The organism is Arcicella aurantiaca, assembly GCF_003148625.1.
In the GTDB taxonomy this organism is placed as follows: Bacteria; Bacteroidota; Bacteroidia; order Cytophagales; family Spirosomataceae; genus Arcicella; species Arcicella aurantiaca.
Genome location: NZ_QGGO01000004.1, coordinates 127,299 through 153,117, shown reverse-complemented (window position 1 = coordinate 153,117; position 25,819 = coordinate 127,299). Strand labels below are relative to the sequence as shown.

Genomic DNA, 25,819 nt, shown 5'->3' with positions numbered 1-25,819 from the left:
AGCGTCAAATAAAATCATTACATTTTAGGCAAAAAGTATCTTTTGCAAGTCGATAAAAGCCGTTTGTAATTGTTGTACATTACCGCCAAAGGCTTTGAGGGCTTCTTGTCGGTTACCCGCAAATTGGCTTTTTTTAATCAATTCCGATAAGTTTTCAGCGTCCAATTCTTTTACACCGTAGCGTTCGTATTGTTCCAAAATAAAGTACAAAAAGTTCTTGGCTCTTTGGTCTTTATATTGTTCAAAAAAGGTTTCATTTCCTTTTGCCAACAGCACTCGTTCGGTGTAGGTAGTTAGGTCGGTATTGTATTGCAAATACGCCAATACATCAATTACATCGCAGTTTTCAGCTTTCAAAAGTCGTTTAAATTCCATTAATTGCTCGCCCGAAAGCCCTTCTGCTTCTAATTTTTTGATAAAATCCTTACGAGTTTGTGGGTTTTGCCATACCTGTCTCAATTGGGTTTCATCCTTAAAAATGGCAGGTAAATGCCCCATAATTTCACGGAGGTAGGCTTCGGCATCAAGCGTTTGTCCGTTGGCATTCACGTAAAAATATTGTTTAGAAGCAATTTCTATTTTTTTGCCATTGAGTTGAATTGTTAGGATTTCGGGTTTGCCTTCACCACCATCTTCTTCTCCACCCGTTGGTTTTTCGCCTTTGGGTTTTGGAGTATATGGAGGTTTTGGTTCTTCAGCAATGGGCGTTTCGGGTCGTAAATCACCATCCCAAAGTGGGTCATTAAAAAGCTCAGTAGCACCCGTAAAATCAATAATGGTAAAAAAATCTTTGCCTTCATACAAACGAGTTCCCCGCCCGATGATTTGCTTAAATTCAGTCATAGAATTGATTTGTCTGACCAAAACAATATTTCTTACATTCAAGACATCCACGCCCGTTGTCAGCATTTGCGAAGACGTAACGATGGTAGGCATTATTTTTTCATTATCTTGAAATCTCTCTAACAATTCCTTTCCTACGTCACCATCGTTGCTTGTAATGCGGACACAGTAATTTTTATCTGAATTCTTTTTGTGTTTGTTAATAGCATCACGCATTTCGGCGGCGTGTGGTTGATTGACACAAAACACAATCGTTTTATCAAATTCGTTGATATGATTGAGTAATTGTTGAGCAATAAAATCAGTTCGTTCGGGAATGGTAAGATTGCGTTCAAAGTCAGAAAGTGAATATTCTTCCTTATCAACCGACCCCGAAACAACGGTATCATTGCCATCTGGACGGTAGGTATCAAGATTGGTGGTCATTCTTAAAACCTTGTAAGGAGTCAAATAACCATCATTAATACCATCAATCAAAGAATATTTATAGACAGGTTCACCAAAATACGTGTAAGTATCAGCATTGTCGCTGTGCTTAGGCGTAGCCGTTAGCCCGATATGCAAAGCCGATTGAAAATAATCCAATATTTTTCGCCAACTCCCTTTATCATTCGCCACCCCTCGATGGCATTCGTCAATGATGATGACATCAAAAAAATCAGATGGATAGAGTTTATAGAAACCATCAACCACATCCTCGTCGTTTTCTGGTGGCAAAGCATAAATTAATTTATCATCAGACAAGGTGGAAACTTGTCCTACGGTACGGTCAGAAATAGCTTGATAAATAGCAAAGTAGAAATTTCGTTCCATCGGAGCTTTTCCACCTCTCTTTCTAATTTCCTTACCTGTAATTTTTACGATGTCTTTATCAAAATGATTAAAGGCGTTAATGGCTTGGTCGGCTAAAATATTTCTATCCGCCAAAAACAAGATTTTGGGTCTGTGGTCTTTGCCGTCGGCAGTCCATTTAGCTTGATGGAGTTTATTGGCAATTTGAAAAGCTACGTAGGTTTTACCCGTACCAGTGGCAAGCGTCAATAAAACTCGTTTCTGACCATCGGCAATGGCTTCCATTGTTTTACGAATGGCAATTTCTTGGTAATAACGTTCCTGTTTTCCTTCGGGATTGAGTAAGGGAATCGCTAATAGCTTCTGAATAAGGCTATTTTGGTTTCCGAAAAGGCGTTCATAAAGAGCTTCTGGCGTTGGAAAATTATCAATATATTGTCCTTTCCCCGCCACCATATCAAACTCATAGATTTTATGTCCGTTAGTGGAATAAGCAATATTGAGTTTTAATAAATCAGCATAATTTTTAACCTGTTCTAAACCTTCGGTGGGCGAAAGCGTCTCTTTTTTAGCCTCGATAAACGCCAAATGAGTATTGTTGAATTTCAGTAAATAATCAGCTTTAAGCGTTGAAGCACGTTTGTTACCCACTAATTTTCGTCCTGCCTTAATTGGATATTCTTCACGGAGATTAGGGATAACCCATCCAGATTCTTTGAGTTTAGGATTAATCAGATTGGTGCGTGTTTCAGTTTCGTTCATCATGGCGTTTATCGCTTTTGTGGTTTGAGGTAGTATGCTATTAATTTAATTGTTAAAGTTCGGTTGGTTTTTGGGATTTTGGAAATTATTTGAGGAAAATGAAGGGCTTAGATTTCAAATTCACCAAATATAATCTTGTAAGTTCATATTTAATCTGAATTTTGATACAAGAAGAAAATCAGCGGTTCTTTGCTGAACTTGCTTTTAGGAGCTTTAATAGATTTAATTTCAATGCCGTATAATTCTTTTAGCCACTCTATTGCTTGCTGAGTATATTCAAAACAGATAAGTCCTTCACTGGTTTCCCAAGACTTATTTATTGTTAGATTTTTGGAAAGACTCTCAATATCTGCCAAATATTTTTCTTCCAAATCCTTTCCTTCTGACCACTTTAGGGTAAGATAAAGAGTATTGTATTTGAATTGATAATCACGTGCATTTATAATAGGTAAGTGAATTCCTGAGAGATATATTTGTTCACACCAAAAACCTCCATATTGATGATTAAAGTAGTTTTTACTTCTTAGGTTTCTATCTGTTGAATAATACCCGATGAAGAAACAAGGTGTATGTTCATTGGGTAAATATGATATTGCTAATTCCATTGATTATTTAAGTTTTGCTTTTTCTTTTAATTTTACTTTTTACCGTATCAATGTCAATTAATTTTCGGATAATTAGCATTTTACCAAGTTCAAAAAACGCTACGAACTCAAAAAAATCTCTATTATTTTCGGTATGCGTGTAGAAATGAATTGAGTCGGTTATTTTTACAACTTCCCAATTCTCTTCTGGGGGTACTGATTCCTCTGTTCTCGGTTTGCCCCAAGTATAATTATTTAATTCCCACCAGAGCATATCCCAATCTGTTTCTAACATTCCATCGTCGGTAATTCTATAATGTTGTAAAGATTCATCTAATGATTTCGTCTGAAAGTGTTGTCCTTCTAATCGTTTCCTGTCTTTTTCTGTTACAGGCAACATTGCGACATTGATTGTAATAGTATCATACATTCCCATCGTTAAAATTTAGGTTAATTTGTTTAAAATCAACATCTACTCAAATTATCAAAAGCAAAAGAGTTTTGAATTTTTACCCTTGAAGTTTTAATGTAAAAACAGAATTTTGAATCTTGATTATCACATTCAGAGTTTTTACAAATTGTCATTCTCTATATCCATTTCAATTCCCTTAGTTTTTCATCCTAACACCATTACGGCACGAGCAATTGATTCTTCTTTCGATGTTGAATATTTTTATATTTCTGTCAAGGCGTTGAATTCGTCCAATTCATCTTGTATTATTTCAATGCGTGCTTCCAATTCTGAAACTAATTCATCTCTTTGTTTTACTTTCAGTTCAGACTCATAGTTTTGAGTTTCATCGTAACGGTGGTCTTTCGACAAGCCATCTTTAATTTCGAGGTCTTTGTAAAACTTAGCAAGTCCTTTCAACTCACTTAATTCAAATATTTTGGAGTAAACCAATGTATTTGCCTGAGCGAGTCGGGTTTTCAACGATACAAGTTCTTGCATCTTTGTCATAAGTTGTACTTGTATTTCTGTAATGTCATAAGGACGTGGATTGCCACTAATAACCGAATTGTATTCTTCAATCCTTTCTCGAAGCATTTTTAACTCTGCCACGATTTTATTTTTTTGTTTAAGTGCTTTTGCAATTTTCATGTTGAACTAATTTTTCTGTGAAGAAGTAAAATAAAAAACCCGAACTTTTCGGGTTCGGGTTGTATAATCATTTTGTGAATTCTATTAGAATCAGCAAAAGCTAAACCATACCCTAACACCTCTGAACTGTTTAGTACAGATTTGGCGAGAAGAGATATGTCTGCGTTGAATTTGCATCGTTTTATTTTTCACAAAGGTAGTATTTTTCTAAAATGACAATCAAGATAATCTTGATATTTATTTTTAAGCATCTTGTAGTCAGTGGGTTATTTTAGGGTTTACGATTTGGATTAATATTGAATTAATCTGGGTTAGTTTAGGGTTAATACTAAAAGTTTATGATACTTATGGATATACCCATCGTTTGTGATTAATATGCGTATATCCATAAAATAGAACCCGACACGACTTATGAGAATACCATCATCATTTTATTTTTGATTGACATTAGAAGTTTTAGTTACCATTATTATGTATAAATTCTGGGCTTGTAGGCTTCTAAGTTAAAATATGAAAGCTCCAATATTTATCCCCACAAAATTTATTTGTGCAGTTGTACTTTCCCAAGGTTTTAAAAATTTATTAGCGTCTTTACTGTACAATGTACCCAACTGGCTGTAAAATAATTCAATGGAATAGCCGTATTTCCCACTACCTTTTGTTTTTTCTAATCCTAACGCAACTGAGAATCCACCATATATTTTGTCATTGAAGGTTCTGTTTGTGTAGTCTTCTAAAAAAGGGATATTAGGTGTGTTTGTATTATATCTACTAACTATTAAACCTGGGGCAACATAATACCTAATCTTTGAGGGACAGGTTGGGAGTGTATGAAATTTAAAATCAATATTTCCATTTAATACTGACATACTTGAAATAGTGCTTGGAAAGGTCAATTTTGAATCTTTTACAGTATAATAAAAGCTTTCACTACTTATTCCAACTCTTAAATCCAGAATCTTTTTATAACTCATAAGATTTACCCTAAAACCAAAACGCTTTCCTAAATCAAAAGTGGTATTATATCCATCATCTGCTGAAACTGCAAGAGGATAAATTGGTTTAAACGTTCCTAATGAACCTCCTATAAAAAACTCAAACCTTACTCTGAACTTTGTAGTCGTATCACAATTGTTTCCTTGTGCAATAGCTAATGGAATTTCAGGACAATTCTCCTTGAAATTCTTACAACGACAATCTTTGTATTGACTTTCAAGTTTGAGACTATCTTCTTTTGTGCAGGTGAATTTTACAGCTTCTTTAATATAGTAACAAACATCTGTTCTTTCTCTAATTGCATAACTAAGTCTTGTACTATCAAGATATTTTGCTTGATTCAATTTCATGTGCTGAATAAATAAAGTGTCATTGATACAGCATCTTACTCTTGTTGATAGCGTATTATATCTTATGGAGTCTGTTTTACTTAAACAGTTTACAGTTATATCTTTTAGTATCTCAAAACTTCCTTTGCAACGACCATTTGTAAATAGAGAGTCAGCTTGCAATAGAGATTTCTGAGATTTCTCTCTACATAGTTTTTGGCTATTCTTTTTTGTTATTTCATCTAATAAGGTCGAAATTCTTATAGGCAGTTCGGTAGAGTCTTTTTTAGAGATACAATCCAAGGTTGTAATTTTTTTATCAGCATCTTTTAATCTTTGCTCTGCTAAGGTATAATTCCCAGATTCTATATTTAAAACTGATTCTTTAATTTCGGTTTTTATTCTCTCCAGTTGTTTAAATTGCTCCTTACAGTCTCTAACAAGTATAGTAGTATCCTTATCATTACTTGGCTTATTATTGCAAGTTTCTAAAAGAGATTTAATACCATCTGTGATGAATAATTTTTCATCTAAAGAGTTCATTTTAGAACTGTATTCTGCTGATTTGCCACCACATGGATTTTTTAAAAATCTTCCTTTACAGTATTCATAAAAATCTTTTTTTAATCCTTGAGACTGAGGGGCATATTTAAAAGTCAGCTTTTGGTAAGCATCTAAAACTCTGTTTATATTAGATTCGTCATTATTGTTTTCTAAATCACCAATTAACTGCAAGAGGTAAATACTTCTGTTGCAGTAAAATATAGCATCATCAATCCATCTTGTATTGAGATTACACTGGAGATTTTTTGCTTGAGTGTAATTTTTTACTGATTTTTTGAATTGGCTTTCGCCGTATTGTTGGTTGGCTAACTTAACAAAGCTGTCAAATTGAGGTTTACAGTCTGCTGATGGTGGGACAACTATATTTTCTTCAATCTTTTTGAGTTGTGTTTTGACATACGCTTTTTTATAATCGTCATTTGATTGAGTAATAACACGATAAAAGGCTCTTGCTTCCTCAAATTTCCCCTCCTTCAATCGCTCGTCGCCTTTCTTTATGAAGTTTTCCAAGAAGCTATCATGCTTAGTATTTATGACAGATTCAATTCCTTCCAATAATTTTTTGGTAGTAATATCTGGATTTATTTTTAGAATTTTTTGACAAATATTTTTAGCAGTTTGATAGTCTTTTTGAATGAAAGCTGTCGTTGCCTCTTCTCGAAGTTTAAATAAATTCTTTGAATTCTGAATTAATCGTAAAAGAGGTTCTCTATCTGAATTATCTATTGTATTTATACAGTAGGTATAATAAGAAATTGCTTTTAAATAATCACCGTTAGCATAGTTTGCGTCTCCCTTACCCTTGAATAGTGTATAAGTATCTATTGTGTTATTATTTTCATATTTTTTTTGTGAAAAAACCGAAAAACTGAAATAAACTGATACGAATAATAATAAATATGTAGTATAATTTTTCATTCCATTATTGGTTCGGTGTAATTATTTCGTCTAACAACTTGATAGCCTCTTTAAATTGAGTGTTTCTCTTTTGAATATCAGGGTCGTTGATTATAGCTTCGTCAGTGGTTATTTGGGAATTAAATTTAGCTTTTAAGGTTTTGACTTTTTCTTTATCAGCACAGTCTTTACAGTCTTTCATCAAACTAAAAGCTGTTAATGATTCTCCGTTAGCTTGTTCAATATTTTGTTCACCAATCTTCAAAAGGGAATCAAATTTTGCTTCGCAATTAGTGATTTTTGGAGCTTCTTCGACGAGTTTTGGGGAAGAAGTATCTATTGTGGAGCCTGTTCCCCCAGACCCTCGTAGCGAATTAGTCCACCAGTAGCCTGCTAACAGTAACACTAATGAAATCCCAGCTGCATACACCCAAATAATCTTAGCCTTGGGTGGTGGGGGATTATTTCCTTCTGTCTCAATTGGTGGTATGGGCGGTATTTTTATAATTTCTTCGGCTCCAATAGAAACATTTTGAGCTGATTTTATATCATAAGTCTTTTCTTCAATTTCTGAAAGAATAATAGGGAGAGGTATATTTGGTTCGGGTTCTGAGAATAACTGAGCAAGTTCTTCAAACTTTTCCGCCTCTGTATAATAAGGATAAGGCTGTTCATCTGTAACATTACCCTGCACATCTGGACATACCTTAGTATCACGAGTAATATTAAATTCTCGAAGTTCTTCTATGGTAAATGACTCTTTGGTGGGCTTATCTTGTTTTAAAATGAAATACTTCATAATAGATTTATAGATTGGTAATATGTTGGTGTTTTATGTAGTCCTTTTACTACACGTATTCAATTTTAATCTTATTCTTTATTCGCCAGCCGTTATTTTCTTTGATAACTATTCCAGCTTCTAATTCATTGATAGAGTTATGTTTTTGGCTATCATAACCGTTGAAGGCATCACATACAGGTACAATGTGCTTTGTTCGATTATCAATAATATTTTTTAAGGCTCTATCATTCTTAGATGCAATAAAATGTATCTTGGGGTTTGTCTGGGACTCTCCAATTATTATTATTTGATAGTACGTGTAACTGTCTGGTCTTTCCAAAATCGTATCTTCACTAAAAAAGCCTGAAGTGTCAGGGTTACTTAGATATATGATTTTTTCTTCTACCACATTAGGTAACTCAGATTTTTCAATAACTGGAAGGGGTGTTTCCTCAATAGCATCAATAGTGGTTATAAAAGAAGGGGTTATTATTTTACTTTCTTCGATTTTGGACTCAAACTCAAGCTTATCAAGCTGTTCTCCTTGTAATATTTTTAGTAAATAATCTTTATTATTCCCTGATTCACTTTCAAGTACAGTTACAATTTTTATTAAAAATTCTTCTACATTTCTTATTTCAATTCCGAAAGATTTTATTTTATCTATGTTCCATTCAACTTGACGATTTTTTAATGAATTTTGACTCATATTTTTAGCGATTAACCATATTGAAATAAATAATAAAAGACCACCTAAAGTACCTAAACCTAATACGTCCTTATGTTTAATAAGTGAATCTAAACTTATATCATCTTCTACGGGTATATTTTTATCCTCTACAATATGTGGCTTTTGAAGTTTATATCCAATCAAATTGATTGTAGTCATTCCAAGACTTTTATAAGAGCTTACCAATGAATCTATTATTGCACTATTAATCTTGGTTTTTGTAGTATCGTTTGATTGTTTTTTTATAGTATTGAGTATAGTTTTTAATGAGTCATGCTGCTTAAATACCGCATCATACTTTTTAACTTTATCTTCTATTTTTTTGAGTTGAATAGTATCACTTTGAGCCTTACTACTAAGGCTCAAAGCTATCATTAATAATAAAAAAGGAATTTTCTTTTTCATAGAGTAGGTTAGTTACTGAATTAACTTATTGATTTACAGTTGATTTGAGATTTCAAATGCTAATTGATTCATAGTTCCCATAATAGGATAGAAGAAAAGTGTTTCTTCTAACTCTGTATCTATTTCTGTAAGTCCTTTCTTTTTAGCTTCAATTGCTTTGTTTAAAAAATTCCTTAAATCTGCGTCATTCAAAACATTCTTTGTAAGAACAATAGCTTCTTTTGATATATCAAAATTATTTTCAAAACTAAACTGCTTATTCATGTTTAGAAAAAACTGTATGAAGTTCTCTGTCTCTTGTAAAATTGCATCAATTATTTCTGCATTTTGAAGGTCTTCATATCTAAGACTTTCAAATTTATTTTCATGCACCCCTGCATACACAGAAGGCGATAATGGCTTTTCTATTTGTGTTACATCCATTAATAAAGCTCCTTTGCAGGTTGCTTCTTTGGGAGTAGAGCCTTTATAAACGACTAATTTTTCTCGATTTCCATATACTGTACCATAAACTTGTTCTATTATTTTTTGTGTAAATTCTTCCAAAATCTGGGCATCTCCAGTAATAATATCTAACATTTTTGCACCTGTACCACTAAAAGTAATTGTACGTGGTTTATCGAAGTTATTAGCAACCATTAATTTAACAACATGATAGACACTGGCAGTATAAAACAATAAAAATACGATACGTAAATTATCATCTTTTGATAGTTGCTTATTGAAAGACCATCGGTTTTTATCATTTGTGCTGTGCCGGTTTTTTTCGAGTCCAAACCAAAATGAAATAATTTCTTCAGAGCAATTATCCTCTAATAATTTATTATTAAAATTCTCTAAATCAGTATTGGTTTCTAATAGTTCTTCAAAATATTGCTTGTATCTATTGACAAATCCATTATTTTTTGCACCACGTTCAAGCAAAAAATCGCCATATATGGCATTTCCTGCAAAACGGAATGATGTTAAATAAACTGGACGATTGTCTCTATAAATAGCTATGTCAGAACTTCCACCACCAATATCAATAGATACGGCGGATGATGTATTTATTTGCGTATTGACATTTTGATAATGATAAAATGGTGCGATAGATTCCAATATTTCTATTGGTTTGGCATCTGAACGGTTTGTAATATGTTTTCTAAATAATTCGTCCCATTTTTCTTTAAGCTTACCTTTTCTACCACGAGTCATACTTGAAGGGTAGAACCAGTAAATTTTGGTTGCACTAAGATTTCCCCCTTCCAATAAGACCTTATTTCTTATCATCATGATAAGCTCTTCTAAAAAATGATATACTTGTAGTTCTGATTTTGCATCTCTTGGAATCCATTTTAAGTTTGGAGTAATTCTATCTCTATCACGAGTATTTCTTTTTTCATAATAAAATGGAGTATTTATATCAATAAGAGTATGTGCTTGTCCACTAAAGTCTTTGGGCTGGGCTATTACTGACCTTAAAGGAAAGCTATATTCAATATCCTGCCCAATCATAATTGGTAAAAATTCAAAATCAAATCGGCTTTTAATTTGCTCATTAAAACCCGCAAGTGAATTCTGATAGTAATTCAAATCCATCATTAAGGCTACTTGTCTTCTACCAAATTGAAAGGGAGATGATTCTGAATTGTTTTTCTTGAATTCAATATGTGTATTAGTTGTTCCAAAATCTATGGCAAAACTTAGTGTATCTGTTCCACCATTGTATAAATTCCAATTCGGAATCATTATAGCTTTTAATGATAAGTTATTATTTGAAATATCAAATGAGATATAATCAAATTCATTTTCTAAAGCATAGTATTTAGAAATTACAGAGTCGCCCGCATCACTTCGTTTTTTTTCAAGAGTATTCACTTCTTTCACTTCTGAAAGCTCATAAAACTGCAACTTAATACTATCATACTGGTCTAAATCTTCGATTAGTTGGACACGATAGTCAGCATTAATTTTTTCATTACCAGATTTTATGAAGGGATACATTGATAAACCGAAAGTTTGCTCAACAATATATCCTATATTTTCTTTAAGGTTAGGTTCAGTTAGAGGTTCATTAGGGTCAATAAATATATAACTTCGCTCTAAAGTAATGTATTCATTACGAAGCTTAGAAGCATCTCCCTTTATGGGAATTTGTAGGCTTACGTCAATAGAATGCCCATGACCTTCTTTGATTTGTACTTTTACTTTCCCGTTCCCGTTCTTTAAATCTTCTATATCAAAAAACTCAAAAAACGTATTTTTAATTGGTAACAGATAACCAGCTTTATCATTATCGGGCAAATTGTATAAGTTACCTACCCAGAAATCTTGAGTATTAATAGGGTATTTAACACGAATAAGGTATGGTTCGAGTAAATCACTTACGGTAAGCCAAGGGTAATTTTCACTTTGAGCAGGTAACTGTCTTTCATTTTTACGCCAATCTTCTGCGACAAATGAAGGTATTTCTAATCCATTTTTCCATTTAGCTTGAGTGTATTGTAGAGATTTGTGGTAGTTATTCTGTAAAACCAAGGGAATTGGTTCATTTGGAAATAACTTTCTATACTTTGTTGTATCAATTACAAAATCACTAATTTTTTCTACATCAGAAGCTACGACCTTTCGTTTACAAATTGGAATATCTAATACCTCTACTATGTTTCCTTGCTGTCCTGCATTTAATTGTTCAAACAATTGGCTATAATCTCCTTGCTTTAATAATAATTCCCCGTTTTGTGAACAAATATGTTGATGATATAAAGTAGGATTATGTTTCTCAAGAGCCTTAAAGCTATTTTCCAAATAGTCGTCAATTTCTCTAAAATAAGTTCTAAAGTTATTTTGAAGTTTCAGGCAATACCAAAATTTTTGATAATCAATATCTCTTTTGTAAAGTGGAGTGTAAGTCTTGTCAAATAACTGAGTATCAAATGCTAATCCTAAAGCTGACAAATCATTCGCAGAAGAAAAAAATAAAGTAGAAGGCGAAGTTCCGCCAACAATTTTACCTTGATATTGTAAAATAAAAAGTCGGTTAAGCTTATCAAAGTTATAGATATTAGCATCTTGATTAAGGTATAATTCGAGTACCTTCCCCAAACGCTTATGACCTTCAGATGATTTTGGGTTCAGAAGGTTTCCCAAATTGCCATTATTTTTATCAACACTCCAAGGAATAATTTTAACCTTATCCTTGATTTTATCATAGTTAAAAAATAAAAGAGCTACATCCAATGCTTCAGACACTAAACGTTCATCGTTGGGAGTTCCTTTTAAATTAGGATTTCGAGATAAATTAGCAAAAGCCGCTCTAACCAAGTCAAACCGAGCGAATGGACTTGGGATTGAGGTAGGAGGGTTTAATGTATTTCCGCCTTCGGGGTCTTTGATTGCCTCGATTTCACTTTTTCCATATTGGCTTGACTTAAACCAGTGGTCGCCATTGGCATTGTTATGATATGCTATTACCTTGGTCATGGTTTATGAGAATAAATTGAAAAATCTTTCTTTTAGTAATTGTTGTGTCCCTTTGTTGAAAAGAGATAAGAATTTCACTTCAGCATTTACAAAAGAGACTTCTTTTTTATTCTCTTTTGTCAAAAACTCATCAAACGAATTGAAGTCAACGTCAGGGGTAAAAAAAGATTTTAAACCACTTGATGCACTTGGTTTTACTTGATTAATAGTGTCTGCTAAACTTTCATTTCCAAGAAGGAATGGTTGGAAGGCTCGTTGGTTACGTCCCATTTCGATTAACCACTCTTTGTAGCTATTTAAAAAAGATTCTAATGTTTTATAAAAAGAACCTGTAGTGAAGTCTTTATCAATCGTAGGTGCAGATTTACTCCAGCTAACGTTTCCCAACGATTTACTAATTTGTGCATCCATGTATTTTTTCATGAATGTCATTTTAGAAAGAGGTAAACTTATAATTCGATTAGTTGCAGCACTAATGTCTGTCATTTTGATAGGGTCAGTATCATTTTTTATTGCGAATTCGCTAAAAGTAGGGTTTGTTGGCTGTCCCAAATTGACTTGTAACATAGCATCAGGGGTATTCATGAAATCTACAATACTCAGAGCTGCTGCCATTTCCACAAAGTGTGCATCATTTTTTTGCCCTCCTTCTCCTGGGTCATTTTGATAATCTTTATTATGGGCTTCACCGATGTAATACATTTTGTTTACAGAGGGATTTACTCCTTTGGTATAATATTGTAGGGCAGACTTAGTTTTTGAGATAAAAGTAGCTTTGTCAATAGTTTTGTCCGTTGATGGTAAAACCCCAAAATAGGGCATCACAGAGACAGCTCCAATTATTGCATTATTTAAAAAGCTACTATTGGGAACTTGATTAGTTGCTCCTCTAATGTTTTTAAGTATAATTGGAAACCCTGCGGCACCAGTACCTCCAAAAATAGAACTAATAATAAAAATTCTGTCATTAGCTTTAAAGTTAGAAGCAAAATATTGAAATTCGTTCGACTCTTTAAACTGATTAAGCACTACACTGCCAATATTAGGGTTACCAACAAAGCCAATATCCATTTCAGTGTCTAAGTTTTTTTCAGAAAATAATAAGCTGGCAAGAGCTTTATTAGAATCGTCTAAACTGGCAAAGTCAATATAATCCTTGAATTTTTCATTTGCTACACCTTTAAGCTCGAATATATAGCTACTTGCAATAAGGTCTGCATTATCAACCATATCCTTTAAAGTAGCAATCTTAGTGCAAAAAAAATCACCACTTTGAGGCTGTTGAACAAGACTATTACGTATTTCTTGATATTCTTTTAAGACATTTTCAGTACGTTGTAAGTCTTTATTCCCTCTATGAGGGTCAACAATGATTGGAATTATGGTATTTGTGTTGTTCATCTCTACACCAGATGCAAGCAACATCGTTAGTGCTTTTACAACTCGTGAGCCTGTTCCACCAACAGCAAAAATATATAGGTTCGACATAGTATTTAGATTAAAAAGGAGTTTTACGAGCGTTTAAACTAATATAACGCAATCCGATTGAAAACAGGGAAAAAAGAATAAAAGAAATAACCCCAATCCCAAATCCGAAAGATAAGAAAGTTGAGAACCCACTATCGAAGTATTCTCCTAAAGTCGGGTCATTTTCATCTCTTGGTAGCATTTTTTGTGCTTGCAGTAAGCAAATAATTATGCTCCATACTAAGCAAATAAATGCTGTTATTATGCCCGTAGTAAACCAATGACTGGTTTTATAAAACCAAGTACGAAAGCTAAGAGGGTTTTTATAAAAGAAGAAACATCCTGACAATGTAACAGCTATCAATATCCAGAAAAAATCGGTAGGCAAAAATCTATTGTAGATGTCTTCAACTAATTGTTTGTTAAATAGAGCCTTATAAATAGGCAACAGAAATCTGTCCATGTATTTAATTATTTAATTGTAAAGTGATTTTATAAAAATATTCTTCTTGATTAGGATTATATGCTCTATCAATGCCTCCAAGCATATTTTTAATACCATAAGTGGTATGTTCAAAATTAGGAATTTTGTCAGATTGGTCGTGAATCGTATTAGATTCTTCAATCCATTTGGGCGGAAAGTTTCGCTTGAACTTTAAATATAAATCACGTTTTCCTCCTACATTACGGCTACTACTTAATGTAAATTTATGAGTACCATCCGTGTGTTTAATAGGCGTTATTTTGTCAAGTACAAAAGGTTGGGTACACTCTACTTTATAGTTATTAATGTCTTCTTTAATCTCATTAGGAAGATATAATTTAGACAAATCAACTAACACATTGATTGTAAGCTTTTTACTATCACTATCTACTCTGACATTTTGTAGAGTCTTAACAACTTTACTTTTTGATACTACTTCATCATCATCTTGTTCGATGTCCCCTTCATTATCCTTGTCATGTAGTAATACTGTATAATAGGGCTTAAAAAGATTGACATTATTAGAGAATAAATGAAAATTTTCAAAACCAGTATATTTCACCCAATCTCTTGATACTTTATAATTATCATCCTCCAAGAACTTCTTCATCGTAGCATTTTTTGCAAAAATACTTACATAGTATGGTCTTGTTTTATTTCTGTATTCAAAAGGAGGTGCATTATGAGCATAATATTTTCCATCGTAATCACCATTGAATTTTAATACTAAAACTGAATAATCTTGTGCATAGTCATGAAATACATTCTCTGTTAATTGTTGTGCTTCAATTACAATTCTCTCATCTTTTTTACCAGTCATATTAGGAGTAGAGTAAATTAAATCAGAAAACATTATGCTTACTTCCCCTTCACTCAAGTCATTTAAAATTGTCTTGAATATTTTGTTGAAATCTGTAAAGTTTGGATTCCCAATTCCTTTGGTATATTTAAAAATATCATTGCTTTCTGCCAAATCAGTAAAGGTTCTATCTATTGGATAAACCTTGTCATTTACAACATAGATTTTATTAGCTTCTGGAGAAACAACATCGAAATTGTTTAACAATGAAGTTATTACAGTTTTGAATTGTCCATCTCCATTTGGTTTGTCATAGAAGAACATACTTCCACTACTCTCTAAATATAGCTTAGGTATTATTGCTCCAATTATGGTCTGTTCTCCTGTAAGAGCTATCCTAACCTCTTTTTTCTTCGATACCTTAATATAGAGTTCATTCTTTTTAATTAGCGACAATAAGGAATTATCATTAACAGCATCGTTAACGATTAAATCGGGTTGGCAATCTTTGAAATCTTCTTTATTATTAAGGATAAATGTTTTGAATGTTATTATTGATTCTGATGTAATTTGTTTGTCAGTTTTTATTGCATCAGTTATTTTCTCTTGAAGAGTGTCACAAGGTGTAGTGCATGAGGTAATTAGAAGTGCAATTGTTATTAGAATTAGGTATCTCATTATAAAGGTATTTTATTTTGGGAGTAAGATAAAATAGGTATTCTCTTTAAACAGGAGTTCTATAAAAAACTTTGTGATTTTTTATGAATAAATTATAAGGGTTGTTTTAGAGAAAATGGTTATAATCATTACTTCCCAAACTCTGCAAGTATGGTGTTTGTCTGTGAACTTCTCCTTAAAATAATTATTGACTCTTTAATTTAGGCTAAATAATAGAATTGAAGAAATAGTGTGTATTATTCCTCTGAAATACCCAATCAAGATTTAATTATGAAATAAGAAAATAGAACGACAATCGAAGGATTTTGATTATCTACAATTTTAGTAAATAATTATTGAATATAATACAGAATGTGATGCTATTTTTTTGATTTTTATTATTCGGAGTCTATAACAGTAATTTTATTGAAGTTATCTGTCTTCATCTGAGGGTTTTATACTAATTTTTTCTATAATGTAATTGTCAATGCGGATGATTTAACTTGATTGCGATGTACTTTGTATAATTTGTCTCATTATAGTTTTTAGTAAACGTTGCAGTTTGTGGAGTGTTAATTTTTTAAGGACTGTAAATATTTTTATTTGATAATTTTTATAAAAGAAGTCTTCCTATTTCGCCAATTATTTCAACAGATTTATTAGAGTAAAAGCCACTTTCGAGTAGTTTTATAATTCATATATGGTAAATACGTACCATGTCAATTAGCCAGAGGTTTATTTTTTACCACATAAATGGTACATAAAAACGACAAGGCTAAATGCTTAATTATTTATAAATCATATTGGTGGTGTGCATATTCGTCAATTTCTTTTAAAAAAGACTTTCAGTTACATAAGATTTATCATGCCAAAACGGAATACAACTTGCAAGTTTCTTTGAATAGACAATAATACACTTTATAATTTCCGAAAATAGTTTTCGGAAATTGCACTAAATCAGAAAAGCCACTCGAAAGTGGCTTCACAACAATTCATACATTGGCAAATACAAACTAAGCTAATATCTTTTTAGCTTTAACTCTATGAGCCAAAGGTTTATTTTTCATCTTTATTTGTTGAATCATTAAATCAATTTTTTCTAATTCCTGAGCATTGGCGTTGCTATTAACCACCAAGTCAATATTTAAAGGTTCTTCTACTAATCCCATGATTTTTTATATTTTTTCCCTTAGTTTCAGTTTTCAAATTTAAAGTTAATTTTGAGTATTTTGGTGTTTTATGATACAATCATTTCTTCATATCCGTCTCAATTAACCGTTTCAAGTCCTCAATTTTTGGTAATTCAATGAGGTATTTTGAAACAAAAATATCGTTATCTATTCCTCCCAATGTGTATTCCACAAAAGTATCGTTTTTATTAGCACACAAGATTAATCCGATAGGTGGATTATCGTGTTCTGTCATTTCATTATCCTTGTAGTAATTCAGATAGAAATTCATTTGCCCAGCGTCAGCGTGACTAAACTTTCCAACTTTGAGGTCAATCAAAATATTACACCGCAGAATTCTATGGTAAAATACCAAATCAATATAGTAATGTTCGTTATCAAAAGTTATTCTTCTTTGGCGTGCCTCAAAACAAAAACCTCTGCCCATTTCAATCAAAAAGTCTTGTAAATGGTCAATGATTGCAGTTTCTAACTGATTTTCAGAAATCTTTTTTCTTTCTTGTAATCCTAAAAACTCCAATAGCACAGGGCTTCTAAGTAAATCCTTTGCTGTTTCTGGTGTTTTATCTTTATGGCTTTTAATAACTCCTTTTTTATCTGTTGAAAGTCCAGTTCTTTCAAAAAGGAGTGTATTTATTGCTCTTTCTAATGCTCGCACTGACCAAGAACTTTGAATGATTTGCACTTCATAAAACCGTCTTTTAATCTCAGAATCTAACTGAATTAACTCTACAAAATGAGAGAAACTGAGCCGTGAAAGTAGGATTTCAGGTGGGTAGGATTCAATAGTTTCCAATTTTCCAGACAGTGTCTGGAAAATTGAAGGCGATAATTGTAAATCAGAGCCTTTCAATTTCGCAGACAGTGTTTGCGAAATCTGAGGATAGACTTGATAGAATGCTTTAAAAGTATAAAGATTGCTATTTGACAACCCTTTGATGTGTTTTACTCGCTTGGCAATAGATAGAATTATTTTTGCCCCATAAACGGCTCTGTCTTGTCCATTCAATTCAAACTCAATAATGTAATAGCCTATAAGCCAGTTTCTTAGCGTAAAATTTTCATCTACTTGTTTACTCGCACGAGCTTGGAAGAAATTGTGCGTTAATTCAATATTCTCAATAAGTTGGTCAAAATTCATATTCTTATTTTAAAGTAAATTCAAAGTAGCCTCATACAATTCTTCATTCTCAAAATCACCCAAATAAATTTTCGTAGTTTTCTCAGAATCATGCCCTAATAATTCACTGATTTTAGAAATTTCAACACCGCTACGTTTTAATACAGTCGCAAATGTGTGCCGTGCAACGTATGTCGTTAGTACAACGTCAATTCCTGCCATTTGAGCCAACGTTTTTAAATCCTTGTTAATCTGTTTAGTAACCTTTTTAATTCGGTTATTGATTTGTACTTCCGTTTTATGTTTAGCTTTATCCAAGTAAGGAAAAACATAATCGCCTACACTATATTTTCTATAATAGGCTAAAATCTTCTTAGCAGGAGGTAGTAACTGTACTTTAATTTGTTGATGAGTTTTGTTACGCTCATAGTCCATTAAATTGTCAGGAGAAATATCTTTCCATTGCAATTCCAATATATCGCTGATATTCATCCCAGAACAATAGTAACTATATAAAAATACATTTTGGGAATGATAGAGTTGTGTATCCTTTTCAATTTGTAGTGATGCAATTTTTAAAATATCCTCTTTTGTGATTGCTCGCTTTTTAGTTTTAGTATTAAACTTGGAAACCTTGAAATCTATAAAAGGGTCTGATTCTTTCTTTGCAAAATCTTCAACTATCGCACGATTATACAACGCCCGTAAAGTTCTAAAATACACACTCATAGAAACCTCAGTGACACCACGTTCCCGAAAATCTTGTTCAAACTTTCTGAGGAAAGCTCCATCTAATTCTGAAAAAGTAAAGTCTTTTTGATTTCGGAAACGTAGAATAACGTTACGTAGATTTTTATGAATATTTGCATTGCCAACTTTATCAACTTTGAGTAAGTCCGCAATCACTTCATCAAGAAATTGAATCACCGTAGTTTTTCTACTTTGATTCTTTAATTTCTTGGTAAATTCTTCTGCTGAAAAATCCGTTTGTTCATCCTCCAATTTCATTAGAAGGCGTTTGGCTTCCATTTTGGTTTTCTCAATTTTAATAACCATTTCTTTTGCCAAAGGATGCTTCTTAGAAGGAAGGTTTTTCTTATCGTCCCAAAGGGCTTTAGAACAACTTTCTCCAACTGAAATATATTTTGATTTACGGTCTTTAATCAAGCGAACCATAATTGGACTTTCGCCATTTTTTAATACCTTTGAAGTGAAAAGAACAACATCAATTGTAGCCATTTATTATATTTGTTTTGTTTCTGGTTTAAACATAGTTTAAACAAATGTACTAAAAATTAACAAATAAATAAAAATAACAAAAAGTAAAAGGTCTTTAACTTGCTGAAAATCAATATAGTAATAAATATTGAGAAGTATCTAAAAGTTGGATTATCATGCCTGTCACGCATGGGGTCGCGGGTTCGAGTCCCGTCCAGACCGCAAATAGCACTCAGTTTGAGTGCTATTTTCGTTTAAAGGCGGTTTAAAGCATTTTGAGAGGGGGACATTTAGTATGTTTTATCATATAATAACAGATTTTTTGCTACCCGTTTGATACCAGCTTTTATATAGATTTTTGGGATTAGGTTTGTTGCTCAAACAATAACCAATTTTCAAAATGAAAGTAAGATACACATTGGTCTTTGACCGAAAAAAAGAAGTTGCTGCCAAAGGCAAAGGTTTAGTTCAGATTCAAGCATATTTAGATGGTGGTCGAAGATATTTTTCTACCAAATTGTATGTAACTCCCAAGGAGTGGGATAAAAAAGCTAATTCCGTTAAAGAACCTTATACTGCCAAATTACTAAGAGAACGAATTGCAGAGTTTGAAAAATTTGAGGTAGAGTATAGAGCTTTACACTTAAAATTTAAGCTATCTGATTTTGATTTATTTCTTAACCCTCCCAAAGTTGAGATAGCTCCTGAGCCTATCAAAATATCCTTCACCGAATTTTTTAGAAATCAACTCTCCAAAGAAACGCAGTTAAAGCAAGTAACTCTAACGAATCAGGCAAATTGTCTGAGAAAGCTAATTGAGTTTAAAGAAGTCATTGAATTTGAAGACTTGAAATATACCCTTCTTCAAGATTTTGAAATATTCTTGAAAAATGTAAAGAATCTTAAAGTCAATACTATTGAGAAGTATTATGTATTATTTATACTCAAGCAACTTATAGAAATAGAGGGCATTTCAAATGTTTAATTTGCCCTCAATTCCTATAATAAAAATTAGAAATTTAATAATTCTCCATATCGTTTAGACCTCATATCAAAAGCATCTATTCCTCCTTCCATTATATTGCAAATTTCTTGCTTTATTTCCTTTGTTTCAACGCTACCTGTCAATTTCACCTGAATATGTTTTGTTTCTGAATCCATAACGATAATATGCTCACTATCTCCATTTACAGGAATATTTGCATTATGAGTTACGACAATAATTTGGCGTATTTCTTTTGAGTTTTTCATCTGATCAACAACTAAATCATAAATAAGTCGATTATCTAAATCATCTTCGGGTTGGTCTAAAATTAATGGTTTTGTTCCATGAGATAATAGAAGCGTTAAGATGGCTGCCGTTTTTTGTCCAGCCGAAGCATTTGAAATAGATTTATATGTATTCCCAACCTTGTATTCAATTTGAATCTCATCTTCTGGGAAGAGTAAGTCTAAGTCAATTAGACTTTCATCATTCAAAATATGTACCTTATTGGTAAAAAAGAGTTTACCAAATTGACTATCAATAGTTTTATTTTGATTGTGTTCAAATAGAAGATTGAAGATTTCTTGATTTTGTTCTAAAAACTTTTCGTTTCCTGATTTAGACCATTTCTCCGTTATTATTTTCAAATCGTTAGAATAATTTGTTTCATCCAAACTAAATATTTTTCTGAGGGATTCTTCATAATCATCTAAAGCTCTACAAAATTTAACCTTAGCTCTGACATTTCTATCTTTCAATATGGAATCTAAGAAACTTTGACGTTGTCTTTGAAGTTGTTGTCTTAATTCAAAATATTCTTTCTTTATTTCTTCCTTTTTGGCAATAGTTATCAACAAAACCTCTTCTTTTTTAGTGATTGTATCAAGCTCTTGCTTTTTGTTACTTAGTAATGTAATATCATTTTGAATACTTGCTAAATCTACTCCTTGTTCAAGTAATTCCGTTCTTGTTTTATTTAAGGATTCCTGTATTTTGTTAAATGTTTGTTTCCAATTACTTACGTAAATTTTTGTATTTAAATCACTTGAATAGCTATCGTATTTATCTTTTAATTCTTCTATTTCGAACTTTATCTTTCTTATTTTGGCTAAATTATCTGAGAAAATGGCACTCAATTCAATTTGATATTCATCCCTTAAATGGTTGATGTCAAAATCTTCAATATCATTTAATACATCAATCAATAGTTTCTATTTGGCTTTTATAGGAATTAATAAGCCTATTTTCCTCTTCAAAATTTTGTATTTTTTTTAATAATTCTCCTGCATCACTTGTTTTAAATTGATTTATTTTTACTTCTAATTCTTGATTACAGAAAATTTAATTCTCAAATATTTTTTTTTGAAGTCATTTTTTCTACAACGCTACAACGAAATGATTAATAGTTTGATTATTAAGCAGTTATTGTTTTTTTTATTGAAAATTTCCTTGTAAAGTCGTTGTATTTCGTTGTAGCGTTATTTTTTTCGTTGTAGCCGTTGTAACGGTTTACAACGAAATTACAACGAAGAAAATGATTTAAGTAGTTGATAATCAAATGATTATATTTTCGTAGTTAAAGAAATTGACAAACCTGTAAAAGTTACTCAAAGATTGTTTACAATTGTAAAGTGACTATAATCTTGATTAGTAGGGTTTAACGTTGAATTATTGGTGAAATAGTAAGCCAAAGCTGTATAACAGGCTTGGCTTTTTGTTTTACGATGCCTTGTCTCACGTCCTTTTATTAATATCTTTGTCAATACTGTCACACGATAAAAATTAGTATCACTATTATATAATTATGTCTAAAAAAATTACCCTCTCGTATCTCGAAGGATTTTTGTTTGATGCCTGCGATATTCTAAGAGGAAATATGGATGCCTCAGAATTTAAAGAGTATATCTTAGGAATGCTTTTCCTAAAACGTTTAAGCGATAAATTTGAATTTGACCGTGCAAAACGGTTGAAGGATTTGGAAGCTAATGGTATTGTTGAATCAAAACTTGAAAAGGCTCTTGATAAACATGATGCGTATCAGTATTATGTGCCACCAATTGCACGATGGAATTACGTTGTTAATGAAGAGGTTACAGAGATAGATTTAGAAATCTTTGCAGAAACGAAAGATTTTGAAAAAAGTCAAAAAAGGGAATTTAGGAATGTCAATAAAGGAATTTTACACTTAAAAGAAAACGTTGGGGATAGTCTTAACAAAGCTCTGGCGGCGTTGGAGGAAGAAAACCCTGACAAACTAAGTGGTGTACTCACAAACGTAAATTTTAACCGTACCATCGGTAAAAATAAAAGTACGCTTACCGATGAAAAACTAAAAGAGTTTATTGACCATTTTAACAAAGTTAGACTTACTGACGACAACTTTGAGTTTCCTGATATTTTGGGAGCTGCTTACGAATATCTTATCAAATATTTTGCCGATAGTGCTGGTAAAAAAGGGGGAGAATTCTACACTCCTGCCGAAGTGGTAAAACTCTTGGTTACGATGCTCGAACCCGAAGCCGATTCTTCTGTTTATGACCCTACGTGTGGCTCGGGGGGTATGCTTATCGAAGCTAAAAATTATGTGGAAGCTCGTTATGGAGATACTTCTCGTTTGAGCTTTTATGGGCAAGAATTAAATGGTACAACGTGGTCTTTGTGTAAGATGAATATGTTGTTTCATGATATTTTTGACGCTAAAATCTTACAAGGTGATACCCTTGCTGACCCACAACACATTGAGGACGGAGAACTGCAACATTTTGATATTGTACTGGCTAATCCGCCATTCTCTCAAGATTATTCCGATATTAAATATTTCCGTGACCGTTTCTTTCATTGGATGCCTAAGAAAAGTAAAGCTGATTTTATGTTTGTGCAACACATGATTTCAGTCTTGAAAGACAATGGACGTATGGCCGTGGTGATGCCTCACGGGGTGCTGTTTAGGGGTAGCGAAGAGAAAAGTTTGCGTAAGTGGTTGGTATCTCGTGGTTTGCTCGAAGCCGTGGTGGGTTTGCCACAGGGCTTGTTTTATGGTACGGGTATTCCTGCTTCAGTGTTGGTTATCAACAAAAAAGGTGCTGCTGACCGTAAGGACGTGCTTTTTATCAATGCTGACCGTGAGTTTAAGGAGGGTAAAAATCAAAATAAACTTCGCCCTGAGGATATTACCAAAATTAGCTATGTTTATCGCAAACGTGAAAATTTGGAAGGCTATGCTGAACTGGTTACGAAGGAGGATTTGCTCCGTGAAGATTTTAACTTTAACATCCGTCGTTATGTGGACAATAGCCCGCCTGCCGAACCTCAAAACGTAAAGGCTCACTTACATGGAGGAATTCCTTTGGCTGAGGTGGACGATTTACAGGCTTTTTGGCAAAATTATCCTGCTTTGCGTCAAGACCTTTTTACGGATGCTCATAAGGGTTTCGCTCAGTTTACGGAGGCTATTAGCTCTAAGGACGAACTCAAACAAGTTGTGCAAAATCATCAGGCTATCAAAGACAAGCGGTTGGCTTATGAACAATGTTTGGAGCAATGGTGGCAAACAAACTTGGCTCGTTTTGAAGCCTTGCCTGTCAACAAAAACGTGTTTGAGTTGCACCGTGAGTTCTCCAGAAGTATTGCTCACGATTTTAGTGCTTTGGGTATTTTGGATATTTACAAAAGCCGTGGAGCTTTTGCGACGTATTGGAATACGCTCGAAACCGATTTGAAATCAGTGGCGGCAAGTGGTTGGAATGCCGAACTGATTCCTGATGAAGAAATTTTACAATCTCAATTTCCTGAGGTATTGGCTGAATTGGCTCAAAATGAAGCTCGTCGAGATGAGTTGGAAGCTTTATTTAAGGAAGTGAACGACTTGGAAGAGGATGCTTACAACGAAGAGGATTTTGAGGTGTACCCCAAAGAGATATTGACAGCGTTTAAAGACCAATTAAAAACATTGAATGGCTCTTTGAAAACCCTTACCAAAGAGATAAAAGCCCTCAATATCCGTATTAAAACCAATTTGATTGTGGATGATTTGAAAAACGAATTGGAGGAAAAACAACAGCAACAAACCAGTATTGAACTTGAAATAAAGGCAAATGAAAGCAAATTAGCCCGCCACACTGCTTTGGAGAAAGAACTGAAAGACTGCAAAGCCACCATTAAGGAGATTAAAGACCGTAAAGAGGAATTGGTAGAAAAAGCACGGGAAAAAATTATGCCCGACGAAGCCAAAGCCTTAATTATGGCTCGTTGGAAACTGACCCTACAATATACCGTAATGGACTACGTAAGCCGTTTTGAACGGGCTTTGGTACAAGAAATTGAAAAACGCTATACCAAATATTGCGAAACCCTTAAAGGTATTTTACAAGACCGCAATACCGCTACAAATAAATTGGACAACTATTTAATTGAATTGGGATATGAAGGATAATTGGGTGAAGGTTCAACTGAGTAATTTGGTCGAGTGTCTGGATGGACAAAGAATACCTATAAAAAAAGAAATTAGAGAATTAATAAAAGGTAGTATTCCATACTACGGAGCTTCTGGAATTATTGATTTTGTTAATGATTATATCTTCGATGAAGAATTAATTTTGCTTGGAGAAGATGGCGAAAATGTTATTTCTCGAAATCTTCCACTTGCTTTTAAAATATCAGGGAAAAATTGGGTTAATAATCATGCTCATGTTCTTAGAGCCAAACATGGTTATGATACTGATTTTTTAGTGTATTTACTTGAAAATAGGGATTATACAGATATTGTATCTGGCTCTGCTCAACCTAAAATCAATCAAAATAATTTAATGAAATTGGTTTTTAACGTTCCAGAATCTTTACAAAAACAGCAAAAAATAGCCAAGATATTAAGTACCTGTGATGAAGTAATAGAAAAGACAGAAGCGGCAATTGCCAAATACAAAGCCATCAAGCAAGGTATGATGCACGATTTGTTTACTCGTGGCATAGATGTTTCAACGGGTAAACTCCGCCCAAGCTACCAAGAAGCCCAAGAGCTGTATAAAGAATCTGAATTGGGAATGATTCCGAAAGAGTGGGAAGTTTCGACATTTGGCAGATATACAACCCATAATTTGTACGGTCCTCGGTTCAGTGCGAATGATTATCATATTGACGGGAATGTAAAGACAATAAGAGGTACAGATTTTACAAAAGATGGTAATATTTTATATGACCAAGCACCAGTCGCTATGTTAGACAAAAGTAAAATATTACCTCATATTCTAAAAAGTGGAGACATTGTTATGATAACAACTGCTGATTGTGGTTTAACTGCTGTATTTGAAGAACAGGACATTGATTTTATTTCAAGTGCTTATGCTGTAAAATACAGATTCAACGAACATATAAACCCCTACTTTATTAAATATTTGATGCAAACTGAATCCTTACTTAAACAAGTTAATAAATGTATTCGTCAAGGTACTTTAGGAAATTTGCCAGGTTCTGATGTTCTAAAATTTTTATTTTGTAAACCAGAATTAGATGAACAAATTGAAATAGTCGAAAGATTCAAATCTTTATTTCAAAAACTTCAAGCGGAAGAATCTTCTTTATCCAAATACAAGAAGCTAAAAGAGGGTTTAATGCAGGATTTATTAACGGGGAAGGTTGAGGTATCAGAGTAGT

Annotated in this window: 18 protein-coding genes; 3 read left to right on the top strand and 15 right to left on the bottom strand. The window is 32.8% G+C overall.

Going from position 1 to position 25,819, the window contains the following annotated elements; all coding sequences use genetic code 11:
- Positions 1–24: 24 nt before the first annotated feature.
- From hsdR to LV89_RS05040, 14 genes are all read right to left on the bottom strand, one after another.
- Positions 25–2,400, bottom strand: coding sequence for an EcoAI/FtnUII family type I restriction enzme subunit R (hsdR, locus tag LV89_RS05100; RefSeq protein WP_109741796.1), 2,376 nt, complete (start codon positions 2,398–2,400; stop codon positions 25–27).
- Between the two features lie 146 nt (positions 2,401–2,546).
- Complete coding sequence (locus LV89_RS05095; RefSeq protein WP_109741795.1) at positions 2,547–3,002, bottom strand: hypothetical protein; 456 nt, start codon at positions 3,000–3,002, stop codon at positions 2,547–2,549.
- A 7-nt stretch (positions 3,003–3,009) separates the two neighbouring features.
- The gene (locus LV89_RS05090; protein ID WP_146199079.1) at positions 3,010–3,411 is read right to left on the bottom strand and encodes a hypothetical protein; all 402 of its coding nucleotides are present in this window, start codon (positions 3,409–3,411) and stop codon (positions 3,010–3,012) included.
- Positions 3,412–3,654: 243 nt separating this feature from the next.
- On the bottom strand, positions 3,655–4,083 hold the full coding sequence (locus LV89_RS05085; protein WP_109741793.1) for a hypothetical protein: 429 nt from the start codon (positions 4,081–4,083) through the stop codon (positions 3,655–3,657).
- Positions 4,084–4,586: 503 nt separating this feature from the next.
- Positions 4,587–6,890: a tetratricopeptide repeat protein gene (locus LV89_RS05080; protein WP_109741792.1), complete on the bottom strand. Its 2,304-nt coding sequence runs from the start codon at positions 6,888–6,890 to the stop codon at positions 4,587–4,589.
- A 4-nt stretch (positions 6,891–6,894) separates the two neighbouring features.
- Positions 6,895–7,668: a hypothetical protein gene (locus LV89_RS05075; RefSeq protein ID WP_109741791.1), complete on the bottom strand. Its 774-nt coding sequence runs from the start codon at positions 7,666–7,668 to the stop codon at positions 6,895–6,897.
- Between the two features lie 49 nt (positions 7,669–7,717).
- Complete coding sequence (locus LV89_RS05070) at positions 7,718–8,785, bottom strand: hypothetical protein (protein ID WP_109741790.1); 1,068 nt, start codon at positions 8,783–8,785, stop codon at positions 7,718–7,720.
- Between the two features lie 33 nt (positions 8,786–8,818).
- Complete coding sequence (locus LV89_RS05065) at positions 8,819–12,250, bottom strand: cell division protein FtsA (RefSeq protein WP_109741789.1); 3,432 nt, start codon at positions 12,248–12,250, stop codon at positions 8,819–8,821.
- A 3-nt stretch (positions 12,251–12,253) separates the two neighbouring features.
- On the bottom strand, positions 12,254–13,738 hold the full coding sequence (locus tag LV89_RS05060; RefSeq protein WP_109741788.1) for a hypothetical protein: 1,485 nt from the start codon (positions 13,736–13,738) through the stop codon (positions 12,254–12,256).
- A 10-nt stretch (positions 13,739–13,748) separates the two neighbouring features.
- Entirely contained in the window at positions 13,749–13,919 is a 171-nt protein-coding gene (locus LV89_RS25535; protein ID WP_211321149.1) for a hypothetical protein, read from the bottom strand.
- A gap of 265 nt (positions 13,920–14,184) precedes the next feature.
- The gene (locus LV89_RS05050; protein WP_109741786.1) at positions 14,185–15,678 is read right to left on the bottom strand and encodes a hypothetical protein; all 1,494 of its coding nucleotides are present in this window, start codon (positions 15,676–15,678) and stop codon (positions 14,185–14,187) included.
- A gap of 992 nt (positions 15,679–16,670) precedes the next feature.
- The gene (locus LV89_RS25030; protein WP_158279513.1) at positions 16,671–16,826 is read right to left on the bottom strand and encodes a hypothetical protein; all 156 of its coding nucleotides are present in this window, start codon (positions 16,824–16,826) and stop codon (positions 16,671–16,673) included.
- A 79-nt stretch (positions 16,827–16,905) separates the two neighbouring features.
- Positions 16,906–17,988, bottom strand: a complete 1,083-nt coding sequence (locus LV89_RS05045) for a PDDEXK nuclease domain-containing protein (RefSeq protein WP_109741785.1) — start codon at positions 17,986–17,988, stop codon at positions 16,906–16,908.
- A 9-nt stretch (positions 17,989–17,997) separates the two neighbouring features.
- Positions 17,998–19,206: a site-specific integrase gene (locus LV89_RS05040; protein WP_109741784.1), complete on the bottom strand. Its 1,209-nt coding sequence runs from the start codon at positions 19,204–19,206 to the stop codon at positions 17,998–18,000.
- Positions 19,207–19,585: 379 nt separating this feature from the next.
- Here LV89_RS05040 and LV89_RS05035 point away from each other — a divergent pair, with 379 nt between their 5' ends.
- On the top strand, positions 19,586–20,170 hold the full coding sequence (locus LV89_RS05035; RefSeq protein ID WP_109741783.1) for a phage integrase SAM-like domain-containing protein: 585 nt from the start codon (positions 19,586–19,588) through the stop codon (positions 20,168–20,170).
- 26 nt (positions 20,171–20,196) lie between these two features.
- Here the strand turns inward: LV89_RS05035 and LV89_RS05030 are convergent, their stop codons facing one another.
- Entirely contained in the window at positions 20,197–21,375 is a 1,179-nt protein-coding gene (locus tag LV89_RS05030; protein ID WP_109741782.1) for a P-loop NTPase family protein, read from the bottom strand.
- Positions 21,376–21,974: 599 nt separating this feature from the next.
- Here LV89_RS05030 and LV89_RS05025 point away from each other — a divergent pair.
- Both LV89_RS05025 and LV89_RS05020 read left to right on the top strand, forming a co-directional pair.
- On the top strand, positions 21,975–24,602 hold the full coding sequence (locus LV89_RS05025) for a type I restriction-modification system subunit M (protein WP_109741781.1): 2,628 nt from the start codon (positions 21,975–21,977) through the stop codon (positions 24,600–24,602).
- On the top strand, positions 24,592–25,818 hold the full coding sequence (locus tag LV89_RS05020; protein WP_109741780.1) for a restriction endonuclease subunit S: 1,227 nt from the start codon (positions 24,592–24,594) through the stop codon (positions 25,816–25,818). Before LV89_RS05025 ends, LV89_RS05020 begins: the two co-directional genes overlap by 11 nt.
- Position 25,819: the final 1 nt, after the last annotated feature.